Origin of the sequence: Pseudomonas abyssi, assembly GCF_003444685.1 — a bacterium.
Taxonomy (GTDB): Bacteria; Pseudomonadota; Gammaproteobacteria; order Pseudomonadales; family Pseudomonadaceae; genus Halopseudomonas; species Halopseudomonas abyssi.
In genome coordinates this window covers 205,020-231,928 of sequence record NZ_LMAZ01000001.1, presented here as the reverse complement: position 1 = coordinate 231,928, position 26,909 = coordinate 205,020, and the positions used below count along the sequence as shown (strand labels likewise).

The 26,909-nt window shown below is 63.6% G+C and carries 24 protein-coding genes; 18 read left to right on the top strand and 6 right to left on the bottom strand.

Annotation, left to right across the window (positions count from 1 at the left end; translation table 11 throughout):
• Nucleotides 1–36: 36 nt before the first annotated feature.
• The 9 genes from ASB58_RS01185 to ASB58_RS01145 all read left to right on the top strand — a co-directional run bounded on the left by ASB58_RS01185 (nucleotide 37) and on the right by ASB58_RS01145 (nucleotide 11,881).
• Entirely contained in the window at nucleotides 37–1,080 is a 1,044-nt protein-coding gene (locus ASB58_RS01185; RefSeq protein WP_118129068.1) for a putative urea ABC transporter substrate-binding protein, read from the top strand.
• A gap of 46 nt (nucleotides 1,081–1,126) precedes the next feature.
• Entirely contained in the window at nucleotides 1,127–1,945 is an 819-nt protein-coding gene (locus tag ASB58_RS01180) for an ABC transporter permease (protein WP_096003893.1), read from the top strand.
• Nucleotides 1,945–2,727 (top strand): ABC transporter ATP-binding protein, encoded by a 783-nt coding sequence (locus ASB58_RS01175; RefSeq protein ID WP_118129067.1) that lies wholly within the window; start codon nucleotides 1,945–1,947, stop codon nucleotides 2,725–2,727. The genes ASB58_RS01180 and ASB58_RS01175 overlap by 1 nt, the downstream gene beginning before the upstream one ends.
• Nucleotides 2,728–2,753: 26 nt before the next feature.
• Nucleotides 2,754–3,470, top strand: a complete 717-nt coding sequence (locus tag ASB58_RS01170) for an urea amidolyase associated protein UAAP1 (protein WP_104738922.1) — start codon at nucleotides 2,754–2,756, stop codon at nucleotides 3,468–3,470.
• A gap of 11 nt (nucleotides 3,471–3,481) precedes the next feature.
• A complete protein-coding gene (locus tag ASB58_RS01165; RefSeq protein ID WP_118129066.1) occupies nucleotides 3,482–4,120 on the top strand; it encodes an urea amidolyase associated protein UAAP2 in 639 nt (212 codons plus the stop codon).
• 88 nt (nucleotides 4,121–4,208) lie between these two features.
• A complete protein-coding gene (uca, locus tag ASB58_RS01160) occupies nucleotides 4,209–7,823 on the top strand; it encodes an urea carboxylase (protein WP_118129065.1) in 3,615 nt (1,204 codons plus the stop codon).
• Between the two features lie 144 nt (nucleotides 7,824–7,967).
• On the top strand, nucleotides 7,968–9,398 hold the full coding sequence (locus ASB58_RS01155) for an alanine/glycine:cation symporter family protein (RefSeq protein ID WP_118129064.1): 1,431 nt from the start codon (nucleotides 7,968–7,970) through the stop codon (nucleotides 9,396–9,398).
• 57 nt (nucleotides 9,399–9,455) lie between these two features.
• A complete protein-coding gene (locus ASB58_RS01150) occupies nucleotides 9,456–10,859 on the top strand; it encodes an aspartate ammonia-lyase (protein ID WP_118129063.1) in 1,404 nt (467 codons plus the stop codon).
• A complete protein-coding gene (locus tag ASB58_RS01145; RefSeq protein ID WP_118129062.1) occupies nucleotides 10,856–11,881 on the top strand; it encodes an asparaginase in 1,026 nt (341 codons plus the stop codon). The genes ASB58_RS01150 and ASB58_RS01145 overlap by 4 nt, the downstream gene beginning before the upstream one ends.
• On the opposite strand, the gene ASB58_RS01140 is transcribed toward ASB58_RS01145, so the two are convergent.
• Nucleotides 11,878–12,705, bottom strand: a complete 828-nt coding sequence (locus tag ASB58_RS01140; protein ID WP_118129061.1) for a helix-turn-helix transcriptional regulator — start codon at nucleotides 12,703–12,705, stop codon at nucleotides 11,878–11,880. The genes ASB58_RS01145 and ASB58_RS01140 overlap by 4 nt on opposite strands.
• 104 nt (nucleotides 12,706–12,809) lie before the next feature.
• Between ASB58_RS01140 and ASB58_RS01135 the strand changes: the two genes are divergently transcribed.
• The 5 genes from ASB58_RS01135 (at nucleotide 12,810) to ASB58_RS01115 (ending at nucleotide 18,995) form a co-directional block, all read left to right on the top strand.
• The gene (locus ASB58_RS01135; protein WP_118129060.1) at nucleotides 12,810–14,708 is read left to right on the top strand and encodes a hypothetical protein; all 1,899 of its coding nucleotides are present in this window, start codon (nucleotides 12,810–12,812) and stop codon (nucleotides 14,706–14,708) included.
• 190 nt (nucleotides 14,709–14,898) lie between these two features.
• The gene (locus ASB58_RS01130; protein WP_118129059.1) at nucleotides 14,899–16,485 is read left to right on the top strand and encodes a peptide chain release factor 3; all 1,587 of its coding nucleotides are present in this window, start codon (nucleotides 14,899–14,901) and stop codon (nucleotides 16,483–16,485) included.
• A gap of 262 nt (nucleotides 16,486–16,747) precedes the next feature.
• Nucleotides 16,748–17,545: a TatD family hydrolase gene (locus ASB58_RS01125; protein ID WP_118129058.1), complete on the top strand. Its 798-nt coding sequence runs from the start codon at nucleotides 16,748–16,750 to the stop codon at nucleotides 17,543–17,545.
• Between the two features lie 150 nt (nucleotides 17,546–17,695).
• Nucleotides 17,696–18,166, top strand: a complete 471-nt coding sequence (locus tag ASB58_RS01120; protein WP_118129057.1) for a multidrug transporter — start codon at nucleotides 17,696–17,698, stop codon at nucleotides 18,164–18,166.
• A 10-nt stretch (nucleotides 18,167–18,176) separates the two neighbouring features.
• Complete coding sequence (locus ASB58_RS01115; protein ID WP_096003880.1) at nucleotides 18,177–18,995, top strand: SDR family oxidoreductase; 819 nt, start codon at nucleotides 18,177–18,179, stop codon at nucleotides 18,993–18,995.
• Here ASB58_RS01115 and ASB58_RS01110 read toward each other — a convergent pair whose 3' ends face one another.
• Nucleotides 18,996–20,024: a Leu/Phe/Val dehydrogenase gene (locus tag ASB58_RS01110; RefSeq protein WP_118129056.1), complete on the bottom strand. Its 1,029-nt coding sequence runs from the start codon at nucleotides 20,022–20,024 to the stop codon at nucleotides 18,996–18,998.
• Between the two features lie 165 nt (nucleotides 20,025–20,189).
• Here ASB58_RS01110 and ASB58_RS01105 point away from each other — a divergent pair, with 165 nt between their 5' ends.
• Complete coding sequence (locus ASB58_RS01105) at nucleotides 20,190–21,032, top strand: Tim44 domain-containing protein (protein ID WP_096003878.1); 843 nt, start codon at nucleotides 20,190–20,192, stop codon at nucleotides 21,030–21,032.
• A 228-nt stretch (nucleotides 21,033–21,260) separates the two neighbouring features.
• Here the strand turns inward: ASB58_RS01105 and ASB58_RS01095 are convergent, their stop codons facing one another.
• Together ASB58_RS01095 and ASB58_RS01090 are read right to left on the bottom strand one after the other, a co-directional pair.
• A complete protein-coding gene (locus tag ASB58_RS01095) occupies nucleotides 21,261–21,815 on the bottom strand; it encodes a response regulator transcription factor (protein WP_096003877.1) in 555 nt (184 codons plus the stop codon).
• A complete protein-coding gene (locus ASB58_RS01090; protein ID WP_118129055.1) occupies nucleotides 21,815–23,083 on the bottom strand; it encodes an ATP-binding protein in 1,269 nt (422 codons plus the stop codon). The genes ASB58_RS01095 and ASB58_RS01090 overlap by 1 nt, the downstream gene beginning before the upstream one ends.
• A gap of 175 nt (nucleotides 23,084–23,258) precedes the next feature.
• Between ASB58_RS01090 and ASB58_RS01085 the strand changes: the two genes are divergently transcribed.
• Complete coding sequence (locus tag ASB58_RS01085; RefSeq protein WP_118129054.1) at nucleotides 23,259–23,960, top strand: SIMPL domain-containing protein; 702 nt, start codon at nucleotides 23,259–23,261, stop codon at nucleotides 23,958–23,960.
• Between the two features lie 109 nt (nucleotides 23,961–24,069).
• Here the strand turns inward: ASB58_RS01085 and ASB58_RS01080 are convergent, their stop codons facing one another.
• The gene (locus tag ASB58_RS01080; protein WP_096003874.1) at nucleotides 24,070–24,285 is read right to left on the bottom strand and encodes a hypothetical protein; all 216 of its coding nucleotides are present in this window, start codon (nucleotides 24,283–24,285) and stop codon (nucleotides 24,070–24,072) included.
• Between the two features lie 62 nt (nucleotides 24,286–24,347).
• Complete coding sequence (locus ASB58_RS01075; protein ID WP_096003873.1) at nucleotides 24,348–25,031, bottom strand: energy-coupling factor ABC transporter permease; 684 nt, start codon at nucleotides 25,029–25,031, stop codon at nucleotides 24,348–24,350.
• 144 nt (nucleotides 25,032–25,175) lie between these two features.
• Between ASB58_RS01075 and ASB58_RS01070 the strand changes: the two genes are divergently transcribed.
• The gene (locus ASB58_RS01070) at nucleotides 25,176–25,352 is read left to right on the top strand and encodes a DUF3094 family protein (RefSeq protein ID WP_083727909.1); all 177 of its coding nucleotides are present in this window, start codon (nucleotides 25,176–25,178) and stop codon (nucleotides 25,350–25,352) included.
• A gap of 89 nt (nucleotides 25,353–25,441) precedes the next feature.
• The gene (locus ASB58_RS01065; protein WP_096003872.1) at nucleotides 25,442–26,764 is read left to right on the top strand and encodes an NAD(P)/FAD-dependent oxidoreductase; all 1,323 of its coding nucleotides are present in this window, start codon (nucleotides 25,442–25,444) and stop codon (nucleotides 26,762–26,764) included.
• Nucleotides 26,765–26,909 lie beyond the last annotated feature (145 nt).

Genomic DNA, 26,909 nt, shown 5'->3' with positions numbered 1-26,909 from the left:
GGAGTGCTCCACGTGACATTGATTGAGAGGTTTGTGATGAAAAGATTCTCCGCCCTGCTGCTCAGCTCCCTGCTGCTATCCACCACCGCCCAGGCACAAGACAGTTTCAAGGTCTGCTGGTCGATCTACGCCGGCTGGATGCCCTGGGCCTACGGCGCCGAAAGCGGCATCGTCAAGAAATGGGCCGACAAGTACGACATCAACATTGAGGTCGTGCAGATCAACGATTACATCGAGTCCATCAACCAATACAGCGTGGGCGAGTTCGACGCATGCACCATGACCAACATGGATGCCCTGACCATTCCGGCCGCCGGCGGCGTCGACAGCACTGCGCTGATCGTCGGCGACTTCTCCAACGGCAACGACGGCATCGTGCTCAAGGGTGAAAGCGAGCTGGCCGCCATAGAGGGTCAGAACGTCAATCTGGTCGAGCTGAGCGTGTCCCACTATCTGCTGGCCCGCGCACTGGACTCGGTAGGTCTGAGTGAAGCCGATGTGCAGGTGGTCAACACCTCGGACGCCGACATGGTCGCGATCTACGGCACCGACGATGTCACCTCGGTCGCGACCTGGAACCCGCTGCTGAACGAAATCAGCCAGCAACCGAACAGCACCGTGGTGTTCAACTCGGCGCAGATTCCGGGCGAGATCATCGACCTGCTGGTGATCAACACCGATACCCTCAGCGCGCACCCTGAACTGGGCAAGGCCCTGACCGGCGCCTGGTACGACATCATGGCGACCATGAGCAGCGACAGCGAGCAGGGTGTCGCCGCCCGCAGCTACATGGCTGAAGCCTCCGGCACCGATCTGGCCGGCTACGAAGCCCAGCTCGCCGCGACCAAGATGTTCTATACACCGGCCGCCGCACTGGAGCTGACCAACAACGCGCAGCTCAAGCAAACCATGCAGTACGTCGCCGAGTTCTCCTTCGACCACGGCCTGCTGGGTGAAGGCGCACCGGATGCCGGTTTCATCGGCGTGCAGATGCCCGCCGGCGACTACGGCGACAACAGCAACCTGAAGCTGCGCTTTGACCCGACCTACATGCAGATGGCTGCCGACGGCGCGCTCTGAGCCCTGAAACACACCGGGCGCGGCTGCGCGCCCCAGCGGGATGCATATGAAGCGACTGATCAACCTCACTCCGCCACCAGCCAGCAAACTGTTCCTCGGCTTGCTGCCGTTCGCCCTGCTGCTCCTGCTCTACGTAGTGGCCTCGGACGCGCGGCTGGCCGAGAACGCCAACGACAAGCTGTTGCCCGCCTTCAGCCAGATGGGTGAGGCCATCGACCGCATGGCACTGGAGCCGAGCAAGCGCACCGGCGAATACCTGTTCTGGCAGGACACCGCCAGCAGCCTCAAGCGCCTCGCGCTGGGCGTGCTGATCGCTGCCGCCATCGGCCTGGCGCTGGGGCTGTTTACCGGCGCCCTGCCGCTGGTACACGCCGGGGTCAGCCCGCTGCTGACGGTGGTGTCACTGATACCGCCGCTGGCGATTCTGCCGGTGCTGTTCATTCTGTTCGGCCTGGGTGAAGCCTCCAAGGTGATCCTGATCGCCATCGGCATCACCCCGTTCATCGCCCGCGACCTGCAGCGCCGCACCCAGGAAATCCCCAGCGAGCAACTGGTCAAGGCGCAGACCCTCGGCGCCAACACCAGCCAGATCATGGTCCGCGTGCTGCTGCCGCAACTGATGCCCAAGCTGATCGACGCCGTGCGTCTGTCGCTGGGCGCGGGCTGGCTGTTCCTGATCGCCGCCGAGGCCATCGCCGCCACCGACGGTCTGGGTTATCGCATCTTCCTGGTCCGTCGCTACATGTCGATGGACGTGATCCTGCCGTATGTCGCCTGGATCACCCTGCTGGCCTTCCTGTTCGACTGGCTGCTGGCGACCCTGTCGCGCCGCCTGTTCCCGTGGAATGCCCAAGGAGCCCACTGATGATTGAAGTGAAGAACGTCGGCAAGAGCTACGACGGCAACCCGGTGCTGGAGCGTCTCAACGTCAACGTCGCCGAAGGCGAGTTCGTCACCCTGGTCGGCGCCTCCGGCTGCGGCAAGAGCACCTTTCTGAAAATGCTGCTGGGCACCGAATCACCGACCAGCGGCGAGCTGCTGCTCGACGGCAAGCCGATTGCCTCGGAACCCGGACCGGACCGCGGCATCGTCTTCCAGCAGTATTCGGTCTTCCCGCACATGACCGTGCTGGAGAACGTCATGGCGGCGGTCGGCTTTGCCCAACGCGGGCTGACCGGCTACCTGTTCGGCAGCAAGCGCAAGCAGGCCCGCCTTGATGCCGAAGCCATCCTCACCGAAGTCGGCCTTGGCCACGCGCTGAAGAAGTACCCGCACGAGCTGTCTGGCGGCATGAAACAGCGTCTGGCGATTGCCCAGGCGCTGCTCGGCAAGCCGCGCATCCTGCTGCTGGATGAGCCCTTCGGTGCGCTAGACCCAGGCATCCGCGCCGACATGCATGAACTGGTGTTGCGCCTGTGGCAGGAACACAAGCTGACCATCTTCATGGTCACCCACGACATCAAGGAAGGCTTTCACCTCGGCACCCGCTTGTGGGTCTTCGACAAGGTGCGGCACGACCCGCACGCACCGCAAGCCTTTGGGGCCACCATCACCTATGACCTGCCGATCGACCACCGCGCCCGGCAGCCGGCGCCGCAAACCACCGAACAAACCATTGCCCCGCTGCTGGCCGAAGCCGCCAGCTGAGCCACCGAATCACGGAGACAAGGCAGATGACGCTGAATACCTATACCACCGACATCCCCGGCGCCAGCCACTGGTCCCTGCGCGTACGCAAGGGCACCCTGATGCGCCTGACCGACCTGGCCGGCGACGCCAACGTCGGCATGCTGTTCTACAACCCGGAAAACCTGCTGGAGCGCTACAACGCGCCCGACACCCTCAAGTGCCAGCACACCTTCAAACTGACCCGTGGCAACTGCCTGTACTCCGACATGGGCCGCATCTTCGCCTCCATCGTCGAAGACGATCTGGGTTGGCACGAAAGCGTCTGCGGCAACAGCAACGCCGCGCAGGTGGCCGAGCGCTGGGGCGCGCGTGACTATCAGAACGCCCGCAACGAATGGCACCAGAACGGCTACGACGCCTTCCTCGTCGAGCTGGCCAAATACGGCCTGGGCCGCGCCGACATGGCCGCCAACCTGAACCTGTTCAGCAAGGTCGCCACCGACGACGAAGGCCGCATGCAACTGGTCAGCGGCCACAGCAAGGCTGGCAGTCAGGTCGCCCTGCGTTTCGAAATGGACACGCTGGTCGTGCTGCATACCTGCCCGCACCCGCTCAGCAACGCTGAAAGCTACCCCTACACCCCGGTACGCATCGAGCTGAGCCAGGCCGCGCCGGTCAGTGATGACGACTTCTGCCGCAACTTCCGCCCGGAAAACCAGCGCGGCTTCCAGAACAACGCCCTGTACCACCTGGGCAAGTAAGCGAGGACACCATGATCAAGCACAGCTCCCTGCTCCCCGAAAACGCCGCCTCGCGCACCACCATCGGCGCGGGCGATTACTACATCGGCATCGTCAAGGCCGGTCAGACCCTGCGTCTGCTGGATCTGGAAGGCAATCAGGCCGCCGACACCCTGTTCTTCAGCGCCGCCAATCCGGTCGAGCGCTACAGCGCCACCGACACCATCCGCGAACAGGGCAACGTCTACCTGACCGCCGGTTCGGTAATCCGCTCGAACGAAAACAACCCGATGCTGGAAATCGTCGCCGACACCTGCGGCCGTCACGACACCCTGGGCGGTGCCTGCGCCAGCGAAAGCAATACCGTGCGCTACGACCTGGAAAAGCGCTGCATGCACTCCTGCCGTGACAGCTGGATGCTGGCCGTAGCGGAGAACCCGCAGTACGGCATCAGCAAGCGCGACATCACCCACAACATCAACTTTTTCATGAACGTCCCGGTGACCACCGAGGGCGGCCTGACCTTTGAAGACGGCATCTCCGGCGCCGGCAAATACGTCGAGCTGACCGCGCTGATGGACGTGGTGATCCTGATTTCCAACTGCCCGCAGCTGAACAACCCGTGCAACGGCTATAACCCGACGCCGGTTGAGTTGCTGGTCTGGAACTAAGCACCGGTTACGCCACACGAATCACATCTTCAGTGGACGACCACTGTCGTAAGAAGCAGCCTGGGACGGCCCGGCAGAGGCTAGCGACATGTTCAACAAGGTTCTGATCGCCAACCGTGGCGCCATCGCCACCCGTATCATCCGCACCCTGCGCAAGCTCGGCGTCGGCTCCGTTGCCGTCTACGCCGAATGCGACGCCGACAGCCTGCACGTGCGGCTGGCCGACGAGGCCTACAGCCTCGGTGAAGGCGCTGCCGCCGACACCTACCTGCAGGTCGACAAACTGCTGGCCATCGCCGCCGAGACCGGCGCCCAGGCCATCCACCCCGGTTACGGCTTCCTCAGCGAGAACGCCAACTTCGTGCGCCGCTGCGAGGCCGCAGGTGTCGCCTTTATCGGCCCGACACCCGAACAGATGCTGGCCTTTGGTCTCAAGCACCGCGCTCGCGAGCTGGCCGAGCAGGCCAATGTGCCGCTGCTGCCGGGCACCGACCTGCTGACCGATCTGGCTGCCGCCAAAACCGAGGCTGCGCGCATCGGCTATCCGGTCATGCTCAAGAGCACAGCCGGCGGCGGCGGTATCGGCATGCAACTGTGCCACAGTGAAGACGAACTGGTCGGCGCCTTCGACAGCGTCAAGCGCCTCGGCGCCAGCAACTTTGCCGACGACGGCGTGTTCCTGGAGAAATTCATCGCCCGCGCCCGCCACATTGAGGTGCAGGTGTTTGCCGACGGCAAGGGCAACGCGCTGGCACTCGGTGAGCGCGACTGCTCCAGCCAGCGCCGCAATCAGAAAGTGGTGGAAGAATGTCCGGCACCGAACCTGAGCGACGCGGTGCGCAGCGAGCTGCACGCCACCGCCGAGAAACTGCTGTCCAGCGTCAGCTACCGCAACGCCGGCACCGTCGAATTCATTTACGACGCCGACAGCCATCAGTTCTACTTCCTTGAGGTGAACACCCGCCTGCAGGTGGAGCACGGCGTCACCGAAGAGGTGTACGGCGTCGATCTGGTCGAGTGGATGGTGCGTCTGGCCGCCGGCGAGAAGCTGGACCTGAACGCGCGCCGCGCCAGCCTCGCGCCCAAAGGCCACGCGATTCAGGTGCGTCTGTACGCCGAAGACCCGTTTCGCGACTTCCAGCCCTGCGCGGGCCTGCTCAGCGAAGTGGCCTTCCCGTCCGGCGACGGCATCCGCATCGACCACTGGATCGAATCCGGGCTGGAAGTGCCACCCTACTTCGATCCGATGCTGGCCAAGGTCATCGTCCACGCTGAGGACCGCGCTGCCGCGCTGAGTAAACTGCAGAACACCCTGGACGCGACCCGCCTGTACGGCAGCGAAACCAACCTCGACTACCTCCGTGCGCTGACCCGCGATCCGGCGCTGCTGGCTGGCGAGGTTACCACCCGCTACCTCAACAGCTTCCGCTTCCAGCCGGCGCGCATCGACGTGCTGGCTGGCGGCACCCAGACCACCATTCAGGACTTTCCGGGCCGTACCGGCAGCTGGGATGTCGGCGTGCCTCCGTCCGGCCCGTTCGACAGCTATGCCTTCCGCCTCGGCAACCGCCTGCTGAACAACCCGGCCGACGCCGCCGGGCTGGAAATCACCCTGCAAGGCCCGACCCTGCGCTTTGCCTGCGCCAGCCAGATCGTGCTGAGCGGCGCCGCGATTGACGCCAAACTGGATGACCAGCCAATTGCCGCCTGGCAGGTCATTGATATTGCCGCGGGGCAAACCCTGACCCTCGGTCGCATCAAGGACGCCGGCGCGCGCGCCTATCTGGCGGTGCTCGGCGGCCTGCAATGCCCGGATTATCTGGGCTCCAAATCGACCTTTACCCTCGGCCAGTTCGGTGGCCACAACGGCCGCGCGCTGCGCACCGGTGACGTGCTGCACCTGAGCGCGTCGGCCAGCCCGGTCGCATCTGCCGAGGTACCGAGCGAGCTGCGCCCGGCGATCAGCAACCAGTGGGAGCTGCGGGTAATCTACGGCCCGCACGGCGCGCCGGATTTCTTTACCGGCAAGGACATCGACAGCTTCTTCGCCACCGACTGGGAAATTCACTACAACTCCAGCCGCACCGGGGTCCGTCTCATCGGCCCGAAACCGGAGTGGGCGCGCAAGGACGGCGGCGAAGCCGGCCTTCACCCGTCCAACATTCACGATAACGCCTACGCCTTCGGCACCGTTGATTTTACCGGCGACATGCCGGTGATCCTCGGCCCGGACGGCCCGTCACTGGGTGGCTTCGTCTGCCCCGCGACCGTGATCACCGCCGACCTGTGGAAGCTCGGCCAGCTGCGCGCCGGCGACACCGTGCGCTTTTTACCGGTCAGCATCGAACAGGCGGTCGCACTGGAAGCGGCGCAGATCAGCGAGATCGACGCGCTGGCCGCCAAGCCGGTTGACTGGCAACCGGTGGCGATCGACAGCCCGATCCTCAAGCGCCTGCCCGCCGAGCAGTTCGGTGACGAGATCGTCTACCGCGCCGCTGGTGACCACTTCCTGCTGGTCGAATACGGCGAGCAGATGCTGGATATCCGCCTGCGTTTCCGCGCCCACGCGCTGATGCAGTGGCTGCAGCAAAACCCGGTGGCGGGTCTGCGTGAACTGACCCCGGGCATCCGCTCACTGCAGGTGCATTTCGACAGCCAGCAATTGAGCCATGACGCCCTGCTCGATCACCTGCTCAAGGCCGAGCAGGCGCTGTCGGAACGACTCAACGAGCTGGCGGTGCCCTCGCGCATAGTGCACATCCCGCTGTCGTGGGATGACGAGGCCTGCCAGCTGGCGATCGAGAAATACACCCAGTCGGTGCGCAAGAACGCGCCCTGGTGCCCGAGCAACCTGGAGTTCATCCGCCGCATCAACGGCCTGGACAGCATCGACGACGTCAAAAAGGTTCTGTTCGAGGCGTCCTATCTGGTCATGGGCCTGGGCGACGTCTACCTCGGCGCGCCGGTGGCCACACCGACCGACCCGCGCCACCGGCTGGTGACCACCAAGTACAACCCGGCGCGCACCTGGACTGCCGAGAACTCGGTCGGCATTGGCGGCTCCTACCTCTGCGTCTACGGTATGGAAGGCCCCGGCGGTTATCAGTTCGTAGGTCGTACCCTGCAGATGTGGAACCGCTACCGTCAGACCCGCGAGTTCAGCAAGCCCTGGCTACTGCGCTTCTTTGACCAGATCCGCTTTTATGAAGTCAGCCACGAGGAGCTGCAGCAGATTCGCCGCGACTTCCCGCAGGGGCGCTATCCGCTGCGCATCGAGGAAAGCCAGTTCAGCCTGGCCGAGCACGAAGCCTTCATCAACGACAACGCCGACGACATCGACGCCTTCAAGCAGCAGCGCAACGCGGCCTTCGCCGAAGAGCTGCGCCAGTGGCACGCCAACGGCCAGTTCAACTTCGAAAGCGAAGAGCTGGAAAGCAGCGACGAGGATGTCAGCTGGCCGGAAGACAGCGTCGGCGTCGACAGCCCGGTGTCCGGCAGTCTGTGGCAGGCCGAGGTCAAGGTCGGTGATACCGTCAAGGCCGGGCAAACCCTGCTGATTCTCGAATCGATGAAGATGGAGATTCCGCTGCAGGCGCCGTGCGCGGGTGTGGTAACCCATGTACTGCAGCAGCCCGGCGGCCGGGTACAGGCCGGTCAGCCGCTGGTGGTGCTGCGCGACGAGGCATTGGAGACCGTCGCCTGAGCAAAAAAGATGCTTTCTGGTGCTTAATAAGCATCAGAAAGCATCATGTCGTACCAAGTTACAAACTCCCCAAGCGTGGTGTCACACGCTTCAATGAGCCTGCCCAATCCACAATAAAATTCGGCTCACCGAAAGGAGTTAGTCATGCTATCCGCCCTCAGCGACCTGCTGTGGAGCAAGGTCCTCATTGCTCTGCTGGTCGGCATCGGTATCTGGTTCACCTTCGCTACCCGCTTCGTGCAGTTTCGTTACTTCGGCAAGATGTTCGGCATTCTCACTGCCAACCATCATGAGGCGGACGGACGCCACCTCAGCTCCTTTCAAGCCCTTATCCTGTCGGTCGCTGGCCGCGTTGGCGGCGGCAATATCGCCGGTGTCGCGGTCGCCATCACCCTCGGCGGCCCCGGCGCAATCTTCTGGATGTGGGTTGTCGGCCTGATGGGCATGGCAACCAGCTTTATCGAATGCACCCTGGCACAGGTCTACAAGACCGCCGAGCCAGACGGCGCCTACCGCGGCGGCCCGGCACACTACATCGAGCGCGGTCTTGGCAGTAACTGGAAATGGCTCGCCGTAGTCTATTCAGTTCTGCTGCTGGTCACCTTCGGTATCGGCTTTATCGCGCTGCAATCCTATGCAGTCGCCACCTCTTTGCAAGATGCGTTCGACATTCCCCTGTACTACAGCGGCATCGGTCTGGCGCTCGTCGTCGGTCTGATCATCTTTGGCGGCGTTAAGCGTATCGCGCAGGTTGCCGAGGTGCTGGTGCCGATCATGGCTGGCGGCTACCTGCTGATCGCTATCGTGGTGCTGGGTCTTAACGTCACCGAGATTCCCGCCACCCTCAAGCTGATCGTGGAAAGTGCCTTCGGCATTGGTCCGGCTGTCGGCGGCGGCATAGGCGCAGCTATCCTGATGGGCGTCAAACGCGGCCTGTTCTCCAACGAGGCAGGGCTCGGCAGTGCGCCCAACGTGGCAGCCGTTGCGTACGTGCCACACCCGGCCAACCAGGGCGTGGTGCAGTCTTTCTCGGTATTCATCGATACCATCATCCTCTGTACCTGCACCGCGCTGATCATTCTGATGGGCACGGCCTACGATCCGAGTCTGGCCGATTCCAGCCAGGGTGTGGCCCTGACCCAGGCATCGCTGGCCACCCACATCGGTGAGTGGGGCCGGGTGTTCGTCAGTATCGCCATGCTGCTGTTTGGCTTCAGCACTGTGCTCTACAACTATTACCTCGGTGAGAACAGCGTCAGCTACCTGACTACCGGCCGCAGCAACGAATTCGTCATGAACGGTTTCCGCGTCGTGGTGATCTGCCTCTGCTGCCTGGGCGCGATCATGGACCTGGGCACGGTATTCGGCTTTGCCGACCTGACCATGGGCCTGTTGGCGCTGGTCAACCTGATTGCCCTGGCGCTGTTGTTCAAGACCGGCAAGCGCGTACTCGGTGACTACGACCGTCAGCTCAAGAGCGGCAACAAGGTACCGACCTTCCACGCCGAAGAGTTTGCCGACCTGACGCTGGACGCCGAATCCTGGCCCGTCGCACGCGACACCAAACACCCCTGACACCACCTGAGAGCGCCGGGCCCTCCGGCGCTCCGTTTCCCTGCGGAAGCACATCCCATGAACACCCGCTCAGAATACGATCTGCTCGGTTATCTCGACGTACCCGCTGATGCCTGGTACGGCATCCAGACCCAACGCGCTGCCAACAACTTCGCCATTACCGGCGTGCCCATCTCCCACTTTCCGGAACTGATTCGCGCGCTGGCGATGGTCAAGCAGGCAGCAGCACTGACCAACCAGGACTACGGCCTGCTCAACGCGACCAAGACCGAGGCGATTGTCTCGGCCTGCGAGGATGTCGCCGCCGGCCAGTATCTGGATCAGTTCATCGTTGATGTCATCCAGGGCGGTGCCGGCACCTCGACCAACATGAACGCCAACGAGGTGATCGCCAACGTCGCGCTGGCCAAGCTGGGACACGCGCGTGGCGAATACGCCCACCTGCACCCCAACGATGATGTCAACCGCTCGCAATCAACCAACGATGCCTACCCGACCGCCGCCTGTCTCGGCATTCAGTTTGCCGCCGACAACTTTGTGCCGGCGCTGGCCTCGCTCAAGGCCGCGCTGGAAGACAAGGGCCGCGAGTTCGCGCATATCCTGAAGATGGGCCGAACCCAATTGCAGGACGCCGTGCCGATGACCCTGGGTCAGGAGTTCGACGCCTTTGCGGTGAACCTCGGTGAAGACCTGGACCGTATCCGCGAAGCCTGCGCGCTGCTGTGTGAAGTCAACCTTGGCGGCACCGCCATCGGCACCGGCATCAACACGCCCGAAGGCTACTCGGCCAAGGTCGTTGCCCGCCTGGCGGCCATTTCCGGCAAGCCGCTGGTGCCGGCCAGCAACCTGGTCGAGGCCACGTCCGACATGGGCGCCTTTGTGTTCTTCTCCGGCATCCTCAAGCGCCTGGCGATCAAGCTGAGCAAAATGAGTAACGACCTGCGCCTGCTCTCCAGCGGCCCGCGCACCGGGTTTGGTGAAATCCAGCTGCCGCCGATGCAACCGGGCTCCTCGATCATGCCGGGCAAGGTCAACCCGGTGATCCCCGAGGCGATGAACCAGACGGCCTATCAAGTGATTGCCGCGGATCTGGCAGTCACCCTGGCGGCGGAGGCCGGGCAGCTGCAGCTCAACGCGATGGAGCCGATGATCATCTACAACCTGCTCAACTCGTTGAAGATGCTCAAGGAAGCCTGCGACATGCTGGAGCACCGCTGCATTCGCGGCATCAAGGCCAACGAGCTGGCCTGCGCCGCGCACGTAGAGAACAGTATCGGTATCATTACCGCACTGGTGCCGCACATCGGCTATAGCAATGCGTCCCGTATCGCCCACATGGCGCTGATGACCGGCAACACGGTCAAGGCACTGATCATTGAGGAGAATCTGATGAGCGAATCAGAACTCAACCGACTGCTGAGTCCGCAGTCCATGCTGGCTCCCCAGAAGAGCGCCTCATGACTGCCGAGGTGCTGATCCTGCATACCGGCGGCACCATCGGCATGGTGCCCGGCCCGAACGGGCTGGCACCCGCCGCCGGCTTGCAGCAGCGGATCGAGCAGCAACTGGGCAGCAGTCTTGCGCTGCTGCCCGGCTTCGACCTGCTGGAGCTCGACCCGCTAATCGACAGCGCCGACCTGACACCCGGCCACTGGCAGCAGCTGGCGGCCCTGCTGGCCGAGCACTGGGATCGTTACCGCGGCTTCATCATTCTGCACGGCACCGACACCATGGCCTACAGCGCTGCGGCGCTGTCGTTCATGCTCGGCGCCAGCGAACGCAACGTGCTGTTCACCGGCTCGCAAGTGCCCCTGGGGTTGCCGCGCAGTGACGCGGTTGCCCATCTGCAGGCCGCGCTGCAGTTGGCTGCGGGACCGCGCCTGCGCAATGTCGGCCTGGTGTTCAACAACCGCCTGCTCAACGGCAGCCGCCTGCGCAAGGTCAGCAGCCAGCAGTTTCCGGCTTTCGACACCCCGAACGCAGCGCCGCTGGCCGAGCTGAATATCCGTCCGCAGCTGCATAGCGCGCGCTTGCTGGGCGAAGAAACCGCCAGCCGCCATCCGCGCGAAGCCGCCGCCCTCGACTTCCAGCCGGGCGCGGTGGCCATGCTGTCTCTGCACCCGTCGATGCCGGCAGCCCTGTACGACGCCATTCTGGCCGACAATGCCTGCAAGGCCGTGGTGCTGCAAAGCTTCGGTGCCGGTAATATCCCGAGTCGCGATGCCGCTTTCAATGCCTTCATCAAACGCGCTGCTGCCCGTGACAAGGTGATCGTCAACATCAGCCAGTGCCTGCAGGGCGGCATCAGCCCCGGCGCCTATGCCGCCAGCGCCGGGCTGCAGGAACAGGGCGTGCTGAACGGCGGCGACATGACGCCGGAGGCGGCGTTCTGCAAGCTGCACTGGTTGCTGGCTGGCGGTCGCAGCGCAGCGGCCGTGCGTGCTGACTGGTCAATCAACCTCAGCGACGAACGTACGCTCTAAAACCGCGCCCTGAAGTGCCACTCTCCCGGGCCGATGTCGTTGCGGATCGCCGCGCGAATGTCGGCATCCAGCGCCGGATCATCACAGGCGTACAGCCCGCATAGCGCCAGCACCCGCTGATGATCCACCTGCCGTCCGAGATACTCGTACAGCACCCGCGTACAACAGGGCACCCGCTCGCCGCTGCCGGATACGCCAATGCGCAGGCCGGTCAGGCGATCCACCCGGTTGCGGAACGAGGGATAGAGCACCGTCTGGGTCATCTCGAAGTTGGTCAGGGTTTCGAAGTCAGCGAGAAAGATGCGATCTGACAGAAACTGCACCATGCCGCGATACACCCCGTGAAACGGCTTGCTGCCCGCTCGCTCGCGAATGCGCTCGGTGCGCTGGTAATAGGTCTTGCCGTCGTGCTCTTCCAGGCATACCAGGGTGCGCAGAATGCTGCCCGGATAGGCCATCGACAGGTAGTACTCGAAGTAGTAACCCAGATACTTGTCGAGACCGTGTTGGCCGACCCGGTTTAGCCGCTCCAGGTAGTCCTGCTCAAGCGAAGCCGGCTGTAGCGTCGCCAGCGCTGGCCGCTCTCCCGGCTGCGGACGGACCTGAATCAGTCGTTGGAACTGCCCATGCGGCAGCAGTATCTCGTGTACTTCAACGCCAAAGAAGTCACACAGCCGGCGCATGGTGCTGTCGGAGGGGCGATTGACGCCGTTCAGGTAGCGATTGAACTGCGGTCGATTGATACCCAGCCGTCGACACACCTCGGCAGTGGACTTGTAGTAGCTGCACAGCAGCCGCAGGTTGTCGCCAAAATCGTCGCCCATAACCCCTCGCTTCGCGTTCGCACCTACCCCCCTGTTTACGGGCTGCCCGGTGCGCAGGCCCATGGCTAGCCTACCGGAACAAGTACATGAAAAGGGAGTGGGACATGATCAATCATCCATGGAGTTACCTGAAACTGCCGGGCACCCTGCTTGGCGCCGCGCTGTTGAGTGCCTGTCTTGGCGGCGGTGGTGGAGGTGGCAGTGATGGCGGCAGCGCCGCAGCAGGTACCACCGTCAGCGGCACGGCAGCCACCGGCGCGCCCATTGCCAGCGGCACGGTGACCGCCGTCTGCGCCGACGGGTCGGGGTTCACCGACACCGTAACCACCGATACCGACGGCAGCTGGAGCGGCAAGATCAGCAATGCACAGGCGTTGCCCTGTGCCCTGCGCATCAACGGCGGCGCCCCCAGCGTGACGCTCTACAGCCTGGCCACCGCCAGCGGCAACGTCAACATCACCCCGCTCACCGACCTGGCGCTGGCGCTGCAGGTCAACGACCTGTCGGGGCAGAACCTGGCAGACTGGTTCAGCGCCCCCGATGACGGCAGCGCCGACCTGGCAACCCTGGGCGCTCAGCTCAGCGCCGCCGCCGATACCCTGCGCACGCTGCTGGAAGCTGCCGGCTACACGCTGCCAGCCAGCTGGAGCGCCGGTTCCACGGCACCGTTCAGCACCGCGTTCACCCCGGACCCGAACAGCGACCCCTACGATCAGTTGCTTGAAGCGCTGGCCCAGGCGATCAGCGACAACCCCAACCTGTCCGACTACAACGCACTGGTCAGCTCCCTGCTCGGCGGCGCCAGCCTGCCGGCAGCGCCCGGTTCGCAAAATGGCGGCGGCAGCGTGCCGGCCACCCTGAACAGTGCGCTGGTCGGCAGTCTCGATCTGGTCTTCAAGCAAGGCAGCGGGGCCGGCTGCGGCAGTGTCTGCGCCTTCAGCGAAGATCAGGCCGTCAGCGTGGTGCTGGGTGCCGACAACAGCCTGACCATCAACGGCAAGACCCTGACCAACCCCATCCACCGCATTCTTGGCGACAGCCCGCATCTGCCGGAAATCATCTGGCAGGACGGCAACATCGACTATGCCCTGAGCGACAACGAGGTGGGGCATTTCAACGAGATCAACGTGGGTGATCTGAGCAATACCAGCGGGCCGTTCAACATCCCGGCCTTCCTCGGCCAGCTGCGCGTAGAGCAACCGGTCAACCCCGCCGCCACCGCTGTTGGCGCGCTGGCTGGCACCTACACCCCGACCTTCGTCAACCGCAGCGCCCGTTTTGAAGACACTGCACTGACGCTGGGCGATCAGGCGCAGGTGCTGGTGCAGAACAACGGCGTCGTCAGCATCGAAGACTTCACCTTTGACCCGAGCGACCCCACCTTCAACTTCTGGAACGGCAGCACCTCGCCCTACCAGAACACGCCGGTATACCAGCTCACCGTCAAGCCCAGCGAGGATGTGACCCATACCCTGACCATCACGCTGGACCAGCAGCGCAGCAGCCCGGTCGCCTGGCGCATTGCAATCACTACGCGCATCGGCTCCGGCGCCTACAGCAACAGCTACATGGACCTGGAAGAGCGCCCGCTGGCACCGCAAATCACCACCCTGTTCCAGACCCTGCAGGCGCGCAGCCCGATCACCCTGACCGGGTTTGTCGACAGCACGTTGCAATCAGGCTTTACCCTCTGCGAAGAAGTTGACCTGCTGATCGAGGGCGACGGCAGCATCGCCGACCCGTGGCGTTATGACCTCAATCCCAAGGGCGTCACCACACCCGGTATCAGCAACGGCCAGAAAGGTACGGAAACCTTCAGCCTGCGCAACGCCTACTACGCAGCCGAAAGCAACGGTGAGCGCGCGGCCATGGAGCGTTTGCAGATCCTGTTGCGCGACGACGGCGAGGTGGAGCTGCAGCAGTTCAACGGCGGTATCATCCGCGATCAGGCCAGTACCGACCCGACGCAAATCGCCACTGCCAATTGCGAGGCTTTCCAGTAACCCCTGAACGGCTGCCGGCAGGCGGCTGAACGAGAAGGCAACAGACCCTCAAGCCGGCGGGCCCGCCCGCCGGCTTTTCCCTTTGTCATCCCCCGGTTGATCGGCGACAATACGCAGCCAATTTTCTTGCCGGGCCGCAGCACGCTTAAGCGTGCCACCATCGCGCCCCGCCAACTGCCCAGTAGCCGACATGTCCAACGCCATCGAAAAAGAAGTCGCCAAGCGGCGCACCTTCGCCATCATCTCCCACCCGGATGCGGGTAAGACCACCATCACCGAACGCCTGCTGCTTATGGGCCAGGCGATCAGCGTGGCCGGTACGGTCAAGTCGCGCAAATCCGACCGCCACGCCACCTCCGACTGGATGGCGATGGAAAAGGAGCGGGGCATTTCGGTGACCACCTCGGTGATGCAGTTCCCCTATCGCGATGCGATGGTCAACCTGCTGGACACCCCCGGTCACGAAGACTTCTCGGAAGACACCTACCGCACCCTGACCGCGGTGGATTCGGCGCTGATGGTGCTCGACGGCGGTAAAGGTGTCGAGCCACGTACCATTGCGCTGATGGACGTCTGCCGCCTGCGCGACACGCCGATCGTCAGCTTCGTCAACAAACTCGACCGCGACATCCGCGACCCGATCGAGCTGCTCGACGAGATCGAAGCGGTACTGAACATCAAGGCCGCGCCGATCACCTGGCCGATTGGCTGCTACCGCGACTTCAAGGGTGTGTATCACCTGGCTGACGACAAGATCATCGTCTACGTGCCGGGCCACGGCCACGAACGCACCGAGCAGCAGGTGATCGACGGCCTGGACTCGGACGAAGCCCGCGCGCACCTGGGCGATCTGTACGACAACTTTGTCGAAGAGCTGGAACTGGTGCAGGGCGCCTGCCACGAATTCGATCAGGACGCCTTCATCAAGGGTGAAATGACGCCCGTGTTCTTCGGTACCGCGCTGGGCAACTTCGGTGTCGATCAGGTGCTGGACGCTATCGTCGACTGGGCCCCGCGCCCGCAGCCGCGCGCCAGCCATGAGCGCGAGGTGCAGCCAACCGAAGCGCCGTTCACCGGTTTCGTATTCAAGATTCAGGCGAACATGGACCCCAAGCACCGCGACCGCATCGCCTTTGTGCGCATCTGCTCCGGCCGCTACGAGAAGGGCATGAAGCTGCACCACGTACGCACCGGCAAGGAAGTACGCATCGCCGACGCGCTGACCTTCTTCGCCGCCGAGCGCGAGCATCTGGAAGAAGCCTGGGCCGGCGATATCATCGGTCTGCACAACCACGGCACCATCCAGATCGGCGACACCTTCACCGAAGGCGAGAAGATCGGTTTTACCGGCATCCCGCACTTTGCCCCGGAACTGTTCCGCCGCGTGCGCCTGAAAGACCCGCTGAAATCCAAGCAGCTACGCCAGGGCCTGCAGGAACTGGCCGAAGAAGGCGCCACCCAGGTGTTCTTCCCCGAGCGCAACAACGACATCATCCTCGGCGCGGTCGGTGTGCTGCAGTTTGACGTCGTGGCCGAGCGCCTGAAGCAGGAATACAAGGTCGAGTGCATTTACGAGCCGGTCAACGTCTGGTCAGCGCGCTGGGTCGATTCCAGTGATCGCAAGAAGCTGGACGAGTTCAGCAACAAAGCCAGTGACAACCTGGCGGTTGACGGCGGTGGCCACCTCACCTACCTGGCACCTACCCGCGTCAACCTCAGCCTGACCGAAGAACGCTGGCCGGAAATCAACTTCCGCGCGACGCGAGAGCATCACTGAGCCGCGCAGCGGCTCAGTGATGCTCAGCTGCAAGCCTCAAGCGGCAAGCTACAAGCTATAAGCAAAACCCGCGCGGTCACCAGCTGCGCGGGTAGTTTGAGGGCACTGCAGCTGCACACGACCGCGCCCCCCCTCCGCACTCCCGCAAGGCCCACAGCCGATCCTCGCTTTTCGCTTTTCGCTTGTAGCTTGTAGCTTGCAGCTGAGCCGCGCAGCGGCTTCCGGCTTGCAGCTCGCTACGCGTAGGCGTAGCGTCCCCCCCATGCCCTACATCGACACCCACACCCATCTCGACTTCGCTGCCTTTGATCCTGATCGCGATCAGGTGTTGAGCGACTGCGCGCGCCTGGGTGTCGAACGGCTGGTGGTGCTGGGCGTTACTCGCAGCAACTGGGAGGGGGTCTGGAGACTCTGTCAGCAGCACGACAACCTGTTCGCTGCCTTTGGTCTGCACCCGATGTTTATGGCCGACCATCAGCCGGAGCATATTGCGGCACTGCAGCAAAACCTGGCTGAGCGCCTGAGCGCAGCGCAGTGCTGTGCTGTCGGCGAGTACGGCCTGGATTACTGGGACAAGCGTGCCAACCGCGCCGCTCAAAAGCAGCTATTCGAGGCCCAGCTGCAACTGGCAGTCGACTGCAAGCTGCCCAGCCTGCTGCATGTCCGCAAGGCCCACGCTGACGTCATCGCCACGCTCAAGCGCTATCGCCCGGCCCGAGGCGGCGTCATTCACGCCTTCAGCGGCAGCCCGGAAGAGGCCAGCGAATACCGCAAGCTCGGCTTCAAGCTGGGGTTGGGAGGCGCCGCTACCTGGCCGCAGGCACACCGCCTGCGCAAGACCGTCGCGGCCCTGCCCGCCGAGCAAATCGTGCTCGAGACCGACAGTCCGGATATGGCGCCGGCCTTCCACGCCCATCAGCGCAACAGCCCAACCCTGCTGCCGGCTATTGCCGCGGCGCTGGCCGAGCTGCGCGCCGAGCCGCTCGACCAGTTCAGTGCGCGCTGCTGGCAGAACAGTTGCGAGCTGTTTCAATGGCCCTGTGCAGCAGACCAGATTTGATAGGCTGAGCACCGGGACAGTGATACAGGTGCCACTTGCGCCCTGACACGTCGTACACTGCCAGCATCGGGCGCGGGCGGCTCATCATGCAATTGCCGGCATACGGCCTCCCTGCCCGACGCGGCAAACTGCTTCAACGAGGAACCCATCATGCCCTACGGCATTGCACTGTTTCTAATCTGGCTGGTACTGCTGCTGCGCTTCCCCCGCGTGATGCTGCCGGTCAGCGGTATCGTCGCCGCTCTCGGCCTGCTGCTCGCAGCGGTCATGGGCGTTCTGCAGTGGCAGCAGGGCCAACGTATCGACAAGCTGGCGTTCGAACTGCAATACCAGCCAGAGAGCTGCCCGTTCGGTCAGCCGTTGTTTGTCAGCATCCGCAATCACGGCGACCGGACGGCGCGCAATATCAGCTGGCAGCTGTGGGCAAACCAGCCCGGGTACAACTCGAATCTGGTCGATGTGGCCAGCAGCGACCAACGTTTCAACCTGGGCATCGATCTGCAACCGGGCGCTGATACCCAGGTGTGCTACAGCCTGCCGCGCCTACGCAGCGGCTACCGTGAGAGCGAGCTGGAATACCGGGCCGACACGGTACGCGCGGACTTTATCAAAGAACAATAAGGAGAAAAGCATGACTCAGCCCGTCGCCCTGATTACCGGCTGCTCGTCCGGTATCGGCCAGGCATTGGCACTGGCCTGCCTTGCGGCCGACTATCAGGTATTTGCTGCAGCGCGCCGTACCGAGACCCTGACCCCGCTGACCGACAAGGGCGCCATCGCCATTGCTCTGGATGTCAACGACCCGGAGCAACGCCGGCAGTGCATCGAGCAAATCCGCACGCAAGCCGGCCGTCTGGACCTGCTGGTCAACAACGCCGGCTACGGCGCAATGGGGCCGATTCTCGACGCTGACCGCGACACCCTGCTGAAGCAATTCGACACCAACGTCTTTGCGCCACTGCAATTGGTGCGCGACAGCGCCGATCTGCTGCGCACCGCCAAGGGTCTGATCGTCAACATCGGCAGCGTCTCTGGCGTTACCACAACCCCCTTCTCCGGCGTCTACTGCGCATCCAAAGCGGCTCTGCACGCCATCTCCGACGCCCTGCGCCTGGAGCTGCATCCCTTCGGCATTCAGGTACTGAACGTCATGCCGGGGGCGATTGCTTCGGATTTCGGCAACAACGCCACCGCCGCCATCACCATGGCAGAAACCTCCTGGTTCAAACCCTGGGAAAAGGCGGTGCAGGCACGCGCCAAGGCCTCGCAAAACGCACGCTCGACCAGTGCCAGCGACTTCGCCAACGAACTGCTCGGCTATATCCGCAACCCGGTACGTCCGGAAAATGCGCTGATCGGCTCAGGCGCGCGCAGCATGGTTCGCCTCAAGCGCTGGCTGCCGACCTCGATCCTCGACAAGCGCCTGCGCAAACGCTTCAAACTGGAGTAGTCAGGTCGCGTCGGCGAACAGCACCTGCTCAGCCTGACGATCTGCAACCTCGGCAGGCGAGCGTCCCTCAGCCCGACTCTCGGCAAAGATCGAGTCCAGTCGTGCGCCAATGCCCTTGACCCGGGCGGCGATCTCGCCGGCGTCTACGCCACGATGCGTCAGCGCCACGTGCAGCAAGCCGCCAGCATTGATCACATAGTCAGGGGTGTACAGGATATCGCGAGCGACCAGTTGCTCGGCCAACTCCGGCTCCACCAGCTGGTTGTTGGCCGCGCCGGCAATCACCGCACAGCGCAAAAGAGCCGCACTGCGCTGACTGATCGCACCGCCCAGCCCGCAGGGCGCAAACAGGTCGCACGGCGTTTCGTAGACCGCGTCCGGCGCCAGCGGCTGCGCGCCCAACTCCTCTGCCGCCAGCCGCACCTTGCCCTGATCCAGATCGGCGACCAGCAGCTCGGCGCCTTCGGCTTGCAGCAACTGCGCCAAGGCATAACCGACATTGCCGAGCCCCTGCACCACCACCCGTACGTCGGCCAGCGAGTCCTGACCCAGGCGCGCGCGGACCGCCGAGCGCATGCCGGCCAGAACGCCCAGCGCGGTGTGTGGAGATGGATCGCCGGCATGGGTCGTACTGGTCACATGCCCGGTGTGCTGGGCAATGCAGTCCATGTCGGCGCTACTGGTGCCACTGTCGACCGCCGTGATGTAGCCGCCGCGCAGCGATTCGATGCAGCGGCCAAAGGCCTCGAACAACGCCGCACGGTCAGCTATGTGGGGTTGGCGCAGAATCACCGCCTTGCCGCCGCCCTGCTCCAGGCCGGCCAACGCGGCCTTGTAGCTCATGCCGCGAGCCAGCCGCATGGCATCGGCCAGGGCGTCATCCAGCGAGTTGTAGGCCAGGTAACGACAGCCGCCCAGCGCTGGGCCAAGCCGGGTGTTGTGTATGGCGACCACCGCTTCCAGCCCGGTTGCCGGGTCGCTGAACAGATGCAGCGCTTCCATTCGCTCTGACCGCATGGCTGCAAACATGTATGCTCTCCCACCTTTCAGAGTGTCTGATCAGGCGATTGAGAAACGACCTGCGTGCGAGCGCCAAGGTTCGCCATCGCCTGTGAAATAACCATACACACTATTCCCCGCCATTGCCCGTGACGCTTTGGCAAACTTGCCGTCCCGCCTAATGGAGAGTTGAACATGCGTTGGTTACTGCCTTTTTTCACCGTGCTGCTGATGATTACCGTCAGCGCTCCTGATGCCGAAGCGCGCCGTATGGGTGGTGGCAAAAGCTTTGGCAGCTCACCGACGCACCAAAGCCAGCCGGCCCAGCGCCAGCAAGCCCCGCGTGATCAGCAAGCGGCACCACGCCAGCAACAACCGGGCGCTGCGGCCAACTCCGGCGCCCGCCGCTGGCTGGGTCCGCTGGCCGGTATCGCCGCCGGCGGCCTGCTGGCTGCCATGCTGTTTGGCGACGGTTTTGAGGGGATCCAGCTGTTCGACATCCTGCTGCTGGGCCTGATTGCCTTTGTCCTGTTCAAGCTGTTCAGTCGCCGCGCGCAGCCGCAGATGCAGTCCGCTGGCGGCCCCGCGAGCATGCAGCGCGAAGCCTCGCCACTGTTCACCCCGACAGCCAGCGCCTCGCGTGCGCAGCCGGCCCAGCCATACGACACGCCGGCCTGGTTTGATGCCGAGGTTTTCCTGCGTGGCGCCAAGGAGCACTTCTACACCCTGCAGCGCCATTGGCGCGACAATGACATCGCCGGCATGAGCGAGTACATGACGCCTCAACTGGTGCGCCAGTTGCAGCAGGAGCGCGCATACCAGCCCCCAACCGAGAACGGTTTTGTCGATCACCTGGAAGTCCGGCTCGACGGCATCAGCCAAGGCGACGGCCACACCCTGGTTACCGTCAGCTTCAGCGGCCTGGACCGCGACAGCGCTGAAGATGCCGGTCAGTGGTTCGACGAAAGCTGGGCACTGGAACGCGCCGACGGCGACAACCAACCCTGGATCATCACCGGTATTCGGCAGAACGGTTAAGCGCGCCGCAGGCGCGCTTTAGCGGCAAGCGGCAAGCGGCAAGCGGCAAGCGGCAAGCGGCAAGCGGCAAGCGTGCTTAGTTTGGGTTGGGCGACTAGATCGTCAAATGATTTCTACAAGCTTTGCTGCCATGACTAGTTGCAAGTAAAACCCGCGCGATTCGCAACCGCGCGGGTTTTACTTGCAGCTTGTAGCTTGCCGCTTGAAACTAGCGCCCAGTGCGCCGCCTCAGCGGCGCACTGGCCTCTTCTGCAGTTTGCGCTGCAGTGTCCGCCGGTGCATGCCCAGGGCGCGGGCAGTGGCAGAGATATTGCCTTCGTGTTCGGCGAGCACCCGCTGAATGTGCTCCCACTGCAGCCGGTCCACCGACATCGGATGCTCGGGCACCAGCGTTTCGGGGTCAGCCTGTTCGGACAACAAGGCGGTCAGTACGTCGTCGGCGTCGGCCGGCTTGCACAGATAATTGCAGGCGCCACGCTTGATGGCCTCGACCGCCGTGGCGATGCTGGAGTAGCCGGTCAGGATGACGATGCGCAGCTCCGGATAGAGCTCCAGCAAGCGCGGCATCAGCACCAGGCCCGAATCCCCCTCCATCTTCAGATCAAGTACTGCGTAATCAGGACGCTGGGCGCGGGCAACCTCCATCGCCTCCTCCGCCCCACCGGCCGTATCCACCTGCAAGCCGCGCCGGCTGAGGGCGCGCGCCATCACGCGGGTAAAAGTCGGGTCATCGTCCACCAGCAGCACACGGGGCTGCTCTTCCTGATTCAACTCGTCGGTCATCAACGTTCTCCTGCCGCCACCGGCAACTGTACTTCGGTCAGGGTACCACCGCCGTCCTGATTGAACAGCCGTACACTGCCCCCCAATCGCTCCACCGCAGCCTGACTGAGGAATAACCCCAGGCCAAATCCCTTCTTGCCCTTGGTCGTGACAAAGGCCGTGCCCAGTTGCTCAGCGATATGCAACGGCACGCCCGGCCCATGGTCACGAATGCGCAGCGTCAGTTGCTGGGTATCCCATTGCAGGCTGATCTGAATATTGTCCGGACAGGCATCGGCGGCATTGTTCAGCAAGTTCAACACCGCCTGCCCCAGCTCAGGCGTCGCGCGCATCACTGGCGGTGTGCCCTGCTGCAGCGGCAACCATTGCCAGGCCGCTTCCGGCCGCATCAACTGCCAGCGCTCCAGCAGGGCACGCAGCCAGACATCCGCCGACTCGTCCTGCTCCGGCTGCAAGCGACTGCTTTCGGCGCTGCGCACCATGTGCTGCAGACTTTCCTTACAGAGCCTGACCTGCTCTTGCAGCACGGCCATGTCCTCCTGCAGCTGCGGGTCGGCGTAATCCTTGCTGATCTCCTTGAGCAGCACGCTCATGGTGGACAGCGGTGTAGACAGCTCATGCGCCGCCCCTGCCGCAACACTGGCAATGCCCAGCAGTTGTGCGTCGCGCGCGCTCTGTTCCCGTCGCTGGGCCAGGCGCTCGGCGTGCTGACGCAGAGCATCGGCCATACGTACCACAAACAGGCTGATCAACCCGGCACTCATGGCAAAGTTGAGCCACATGCCAATCACGTGCAGATTGATCAAGCCACCGCCCAGCGGGATTTCAAAGGCCGTCAACGGCTGATACCAGACCAGCAAAGCGCTATAGGAGGTGACCGCCACCACCGCCAGCACCGCCGTAAAAAACCACGGCAGAGTTGCCGCAGCGATGGTCAGCGGCACCAGGTAATAGGACACAAAGGGGTTGGTGGGCCCGCCGGAGTAATACAGCAGCACACTGTGAACGACCATGTCGAACAGCAGCTGCAGGGCATATTCCAGGCTGGTCACCGGCCAGCGAGTGCGCAGCCTTAGCAACGTCAGGATACTGACCAGCGCCGAGACACTCAGAGCCGCCAGCAGCGGTGTCCAGGGCAGCGGAAACCACCCACTGAGATAGGCAGCCAGCACCGACACGCTCTGCGCCAGCAACACCAGCAGGCGAATCAGCACCAGGCGCCAGAGGTTCTGCCGAGACGGGGACAAAGCCAAGGTGTTGGGACTCATGAGGGTACGATGGGGCACGCAAAAAACTCCAGTATAGGGCGCCCGCCGCCGGGGCCGATGTGACACAGGGTCGCATAAACTGCCGGGGCACGACTGAAAAACTACCTGCGACAAGCTGTCCGGGAACCCGCCGGCAACCCGCCTGTCTGATCCAGCACTGCACAAGGAGAACACCATGCGTACACTGTTTCTGCCCCTGACCGGCCTGCTACTGAGCGGCAGCCTGCTGGCCAGCGCCGCCCAGGCCGACGAGCCACGTTACAACCAGATTTCCCTGCAAACCCAGGTCGAGCAGGCGGTCAATCATGACACCATGCAAGTGACCTTCTACGCCGAGGCGCAGGATCGCGACCCGGCCAAGGTCGCCGAGACCATCACCCAGCGCCTCAATGCCGGGCTGCAAACCGCCCGCCAGAGCCAGAACATCCGCGTCAGCAGCGGCAGCCGCAGCAGCCATCCGGTATATGACGAGAAAGGTGAAAACATCATTGCCTGGCGCGAACGTGGCGAACTGAATATCGAGGGCAGCGACTTTGCCGCCATTTCAGCGCTGACCGGTGAGCTGCTGGGCGACCTGAGCCTTGGCAGCATGCAGTTCAGCCTGTCCGCCGACAGCCGCCGCGAGACCGAAGACCAGCTGATCGCCAAAGCCATCGAGGCGTTCAAGGCACGGGCCGACATCGCCACGCGCAGCCTCGGCGGCAGCGACTACAAGATCGTTAACCTGAACCTCAACACCCAGTACATGCAACCGGTGCGCTACCGCGCAGAGAAGCTGATGATGGCCTCCGACGCCGCTGGCAGCGCGCCGCAGGTCGAAGGCGGTCAGTCAGACGTCAGCGTCAGCGCCAACGGCGTGATCGAAGTGCGCGACTAAGCTAAGGTCTGTTGCCGTTTGGTTCACCCGCCTGCCCGGTGGGGCCGTTGCGCCCATAACAGGAGGCGCACGAAACGGCAACAGACCCTAGCCAGCCCCTCTGCGCCCCTCAGGGGCGCATGAAGGCGTAATCCTGGTCGTCATCCAGATTGTTGGCCAGGAAATCCAGCTCGCTGGCAATATCGGCCTGCGAGCGGCCTTTTTTGTACACCGCAATCACTTCACTCATCAGCGCGCGTGCCAGCGCCTGTTCGTCGTACCCCGCCGCCGCAGCCTTCTCGATAGCCTCGGCCATGACCTGTTGCGCAATCTTGTATGCAGACATCGGTTTTCTCCTGTTCGATGATGCATTTGAGCACAGGCGCCAATCCCGGACATTGACCTGCCTCAGGGCTTGTCGTCATCCAGTGGCGCCTGCAGATACCTGTCGGTATTGAACGTCTCAACCCAGTCCGGATGGAAGACAATCAGCGCCGCGATTGCCGTGCCATTGACGAATCCCTCGGGAAACATCACCAGCAGCAGATAACCCAGCAACTCGACCAGGCTGCCCGGCGGCACCAGCTGCCCGGACCAGTGCAGCAACCCCATGCCGGTCAGCACCGTCCCCACCGCGCTCAAGCCCGCTGCAAAAAAGGCACTGATAAAGATATAGAGAAACAGATTGCGCGGCTGGCGCGCCTCCAGCGCCCGGCTGAGCGCCAGGGTAATGGCGACCGGCACCAACACCCGCAGCAGCCCGTTGGCCCCCAGTGCGGCGAGGTCGTCGAGCCCCAGCAGCACCAACGCCAACTGCGCGATGGCGCCGGCAACCAGTGCCAGTGGCCAGTCGAGAATCAGCGTCACGGCGGTCAGGCCGAGAAAATGCACCGTCAGCCCGCTGTCAAAGCCGCGGCGTACCAGCCACAGCGCAAACAGGGCAAAGGCGCAGCCGTAGAACAGGTGCTGCCGACGGCTGTCGGCCACCAGCTCGACCCAACTGACCCGGGTCAGCGCCCAGAGGGTCGCCGCAGCATAAATCAGCAGGCAGAGAAGCGATTGCACGGGTGTTAACAGCGCGGCGGACAACATGACAACCTCCCATTGGTGACAGCGATGATAGCAGGCAGCTCCAAAGGAGTAATGCAATCAGGCGGGCGAGGGTCTAGAATGAGCGCAAAGTCAGTCAAGCCTTGGCGCAGCAACGCACTGCAATGCACACAAAAAAGGCCGCCCATGCCCAGTCGTCTACACCCCGAAGACCAGAAGCGTGTTGACCAATACCTCGCCTCACCGGTTCACCAGGTAGAGCGCCGCCCGTTCCGGGTCTGGATACTCATCGCCCTGGTGGTCGGCTCGGTTGTTGGCCTGGGTTTACTGTCACGCCTGCTGGCCCAGCTCGTCGCCGTCTGATCACTCGACCACGCCAGCTCCCGCCCGCCTGATGACAGCCAACCGGAGCGCAGACTGACGCCCGTTTCCATTATCCGTGAGAAACCAAGATGTCAGACTCAGCAAACCCCAGCGCGCCCCCGCGCATTGTCGTTGTCGGCGGTGGCGCCGGCGGCCTGGAACTGGTTACCAGACTGGGCCGCAAGCTCGGCCGCAAGGGCAAGGCCAAGATCACCCTGGTCGATGCCAACATGACCCACATCTGGAAGCCGCTGCTGCATGAAGTCGCCGCCGGCTCGCTCAACTCCACCGAGGACGAGCTGAACTACGTAGCCCAGGGCAAGTGGAACCACTTCGCCTTCCAGCTGGGTGCCATGACCGGTCTGGATCGCGAGCGCCGTACCATCCAACTGGCCGCCATTCAGGACGAGAACGGCGTTGAGCTGATCGCCCCGCGCGAGCTGGACTACGACTACCTGGTCCTCGCCGTCGGCAGCACCACCAACGACTTCAACACCCCCGGCGCCGCCGAGCACTGCCTGTTCCTCGACACCCGTGCCCAGGCTGAACGCTTCCACCGCCAGTTGCTCAACCAATACATGAAAGCGCAGGCCAGCGAACGCGGCGCCGCCCGTGAGCCGATCAATGTGGCCATCATCGGTGCCGGTGCCACCGGGGTCGAACTCTCCGCCGAGCTGCACCACGCCGCCCAGCTGCTGCGTGCCTATGGCTTCAACCGCATCAGCCCGGAAGACCTCAACATCAATATCATCGAAGCCAGTCCGCGCCTGCTGCCGGCGCTGCCCGAGCGCATTGGCGGGCCGGTGACGCAAATCCTGCGCGACCTGGGCGTGCACCTGCATACCGGCTCGCCAGTGAAAGAGGTCAAGGCCGACCGCCTGGTCCTCGGCAATGGCGAGGAGATTCCCGCCAGCCTGAAGGTCTGGGCCGCCGGCATCCGCGCCCCGGCCTTTCTCGCCGGCCTGGGCATGCCCACCAACCGCATCAACCAGTTGGAAGTCGACCGCACCCTGAAGGTCAATGGCGAAGACCGCATCTATGCTTTCGGTGACTGCGCCGCCTGCCCGACCGATGAACCCGGCAAGTTTGTCCCGCCGCGCGCGCAAGCGGCTCACCAGCAGGCCAGCCTGCTGGCCAAGAACCTGCGCAACCTGCTCGAGGACAAGCCGCAGAAAGAGTACAGCTACCGCGACTACGGCTCGCTGATCTCACTGTCCAGCTTCAGCGCGGTAGGTAACCTGATGGGTAACCTGACCGGCAGCGTGATGCTGGAAGGCCGTCTGGCGAGGATGTTCTATGTCTCCCTCTACCGCATGCACCAGATGGCTCTGTACGGCGTGCCACGCACGTTGATGCTGATGTTGAGCGACCAGTTCGGCCGACCCACCGAACCGCGCCTGAAGCTGCACTGAGCGCCTCTGAGGCCACCAACAAACCCCGCCGCGTGCGGGGTTTTGTTTTGGTGAGTCGCGCAAGCCTAAGTTAGAGCTACAGGCAAGCAACCAACACCGTTAACCAAATACTCGAATGATTGAGTGTGCACCCGGGGTTCGCCCC

What these genes read in the sequence shown, in the direction of transcription:
- ASB58_RS01185 (WP_118129068.1), top strand. Translation starts at nt 37, where the DNA reads ATGAAAAGATTCTCCGCCCTGCTGCTCAGCTCCCTGCTGCTATCCACC.
- ASB58_RS01180 (WP_096003893.1), top strand. Translation starts at nt 1,127, where the DNA reads ATGAAGCGACTGATCAACCTCACTCCGCCACCAGCCAGCAAACTGTTC.
- ASB58_RS01175 (WP_118129067.1), top strand. Translation starts at nt 1,945, where the DNA reads ATGATTGAAGTGAAGAACGTCGGCAAGAGCTACGACGGCAACCCGGTG.
- ASB58_RS01170 (WP_104738922.1), top strand. Translation starts at nt 2,754, where the DNA reads ATGACGCTGAATACCTATACCACCGACATCCCCGGCGCCAGCCACTGG.
- ASB58_RS01165 (WP_118129066.1), top strand. Translation starts at nt 3,482, where the DNA reads ATGATCAAGCACAGCTCCCTGCTCCCCGAAAACGCCGCCTCGCGCACC.
- uca (WP_118129065.1), top strand. Translation starts at nt 4,209, where the DNA reads ATGTTCAACAAGGTTCTGATCGCCAACCGTGGCGCCATCGCCACCCGT.
- ASB58_RS01155 (WP_118129064.1), top strand. Translation starts at nt 7,968, where the DNA reads ATGCTATCCGCCCTCAGCGACCTGCTGTGGAGCAAGGTCCTCATTGCT.
- ASB58_RS01150 (WP_118129063.1), top strand. Translation starts at nt 9,456, where the DNA reads ATGAACACCCGCTCAGAATACGATCTGCTCGGTTATCTCGACGTACCC.
- ASB58_RS01145 (WP_118129062.1), top strand. Translation starts at nt 10,856, where the DNA reads ATGACTGCCGAGGTGCTGATCCTGCATACCGGCGGCACCATCGGCATG.
- ASB58_RS01140 (WP_118129061.1), bottom strand. Translation starts at nt 12,705, where the DNA reads ATGGGCGACGATTTTGGCGACAACCTGCGGCTGCTGTGCAGCTACTAC.
- ASB58_RS01135 (WP_118129060.1), top strand. Translation starts at nt 12,810, where the DNA reads ATGATCAATCATCCATGGAGTTACCTGAAACTGCCGGGCACCCTGCTT.
- ASB58_RS01130 (WP_118129059.1), top strand. Translation starts at nt 14,899, where the DNA reads ATGTCCAACGCCATCGAAAAAGAAGTCGCCAAGCGGCGCACCTTCGCC.
- ASB58_RS01125 (WP_118129058.1), top strand. Translation starts at nt 16,748, where the DNA reads ATGCCCTACATCGACACCCACACCCATCTCGACTTCGCTGCCTTTGAT.
- ASB58_RS01120 (WP_118129057.1), top strand. Translation starts at nt 17,696, where the DNA reads ATGCCCTACGGCATTGCACTGTTTCTAATCTGGCTGGTACTGCTGCTG.
- ASB58_RS01115 (WP_096003880.1), top strand. Translation starts at nt 18,177, where the DNA reads ATGACTCAGCCCGTCGCCCTGATTACCGGCTGCTCGTCCGGTATCGGC.
- ASB58_RS01110 (WP_118129056.1), bottom strand. Translation starts at nt 20,024, where the DNA reads ATGTTTGCAGCCATGCGGTCAGAGCGAATGGAAGCGCTGCATCTGTTC.
- ASB58_RS01105 (WP_096003878.1), top strand. Translation starts at nt 20,190, where the DNA reads ATGCGTTGGTTACTGCCTTTTTTCACCGTGCTGCTGATGATTACCGTC.
- ASB58_RS01095 (WP_096003877.1), bottom strand. Translation starts at nt 21,815, where the DNA reads ATGACCGACGAGTTGAATCAGGAAGAGCAGCCCCGTGTGCTGCTGGTG.
- ASB58_RS01090 (WP_118129055.1), bottom strand. Translation starts at nt 23,083, where the DNA reads ATGAGTCCCAACACCTTGGCTTTGTCCCCGTCTCGGCAGAACCTCTGG.
- ASB58_RS01085 (WP_118129054.1), top strand. Translation starts at nt 23,259, where the DNA reads ATGCGTACACTGTTTCTGCCCCTGACCGGCCTGCTACTGAGCGGCAGC.
- ASB58_RS01080 (WP_096003874.1), bottom strand. Translation starts at nt 24,285, where the DNA reads ATGTCTGCATACAAGATTGCGCAACAGGTCATGGCCGAGGCTATCGAG.
- ASB58_RS01075 (WP_096003873.1), bottom strand. Translation starts at nt 25,031, where the DNA reads ATGTTGTCCGCCGCGCTGTTAACACCCGTGCAATCGCTTCTCTGCCTG.
- ASB58_RS01070 (WP_083727909.1), top strand. Translation starts at nt 25,176, where the DNA reads ATGCCCAGTCGTCTACACCCCGAAGACCAGAAGCGTGTTGACCAATAC.
- ASB58_RS01065 (WP_096003872.1), top strand. Translation starts at nt 25,442, where the DNA reads ATGTCAGACTCAGCAAACCCCAGCGCGCCCCCGCGCATTGTCGTTGTC.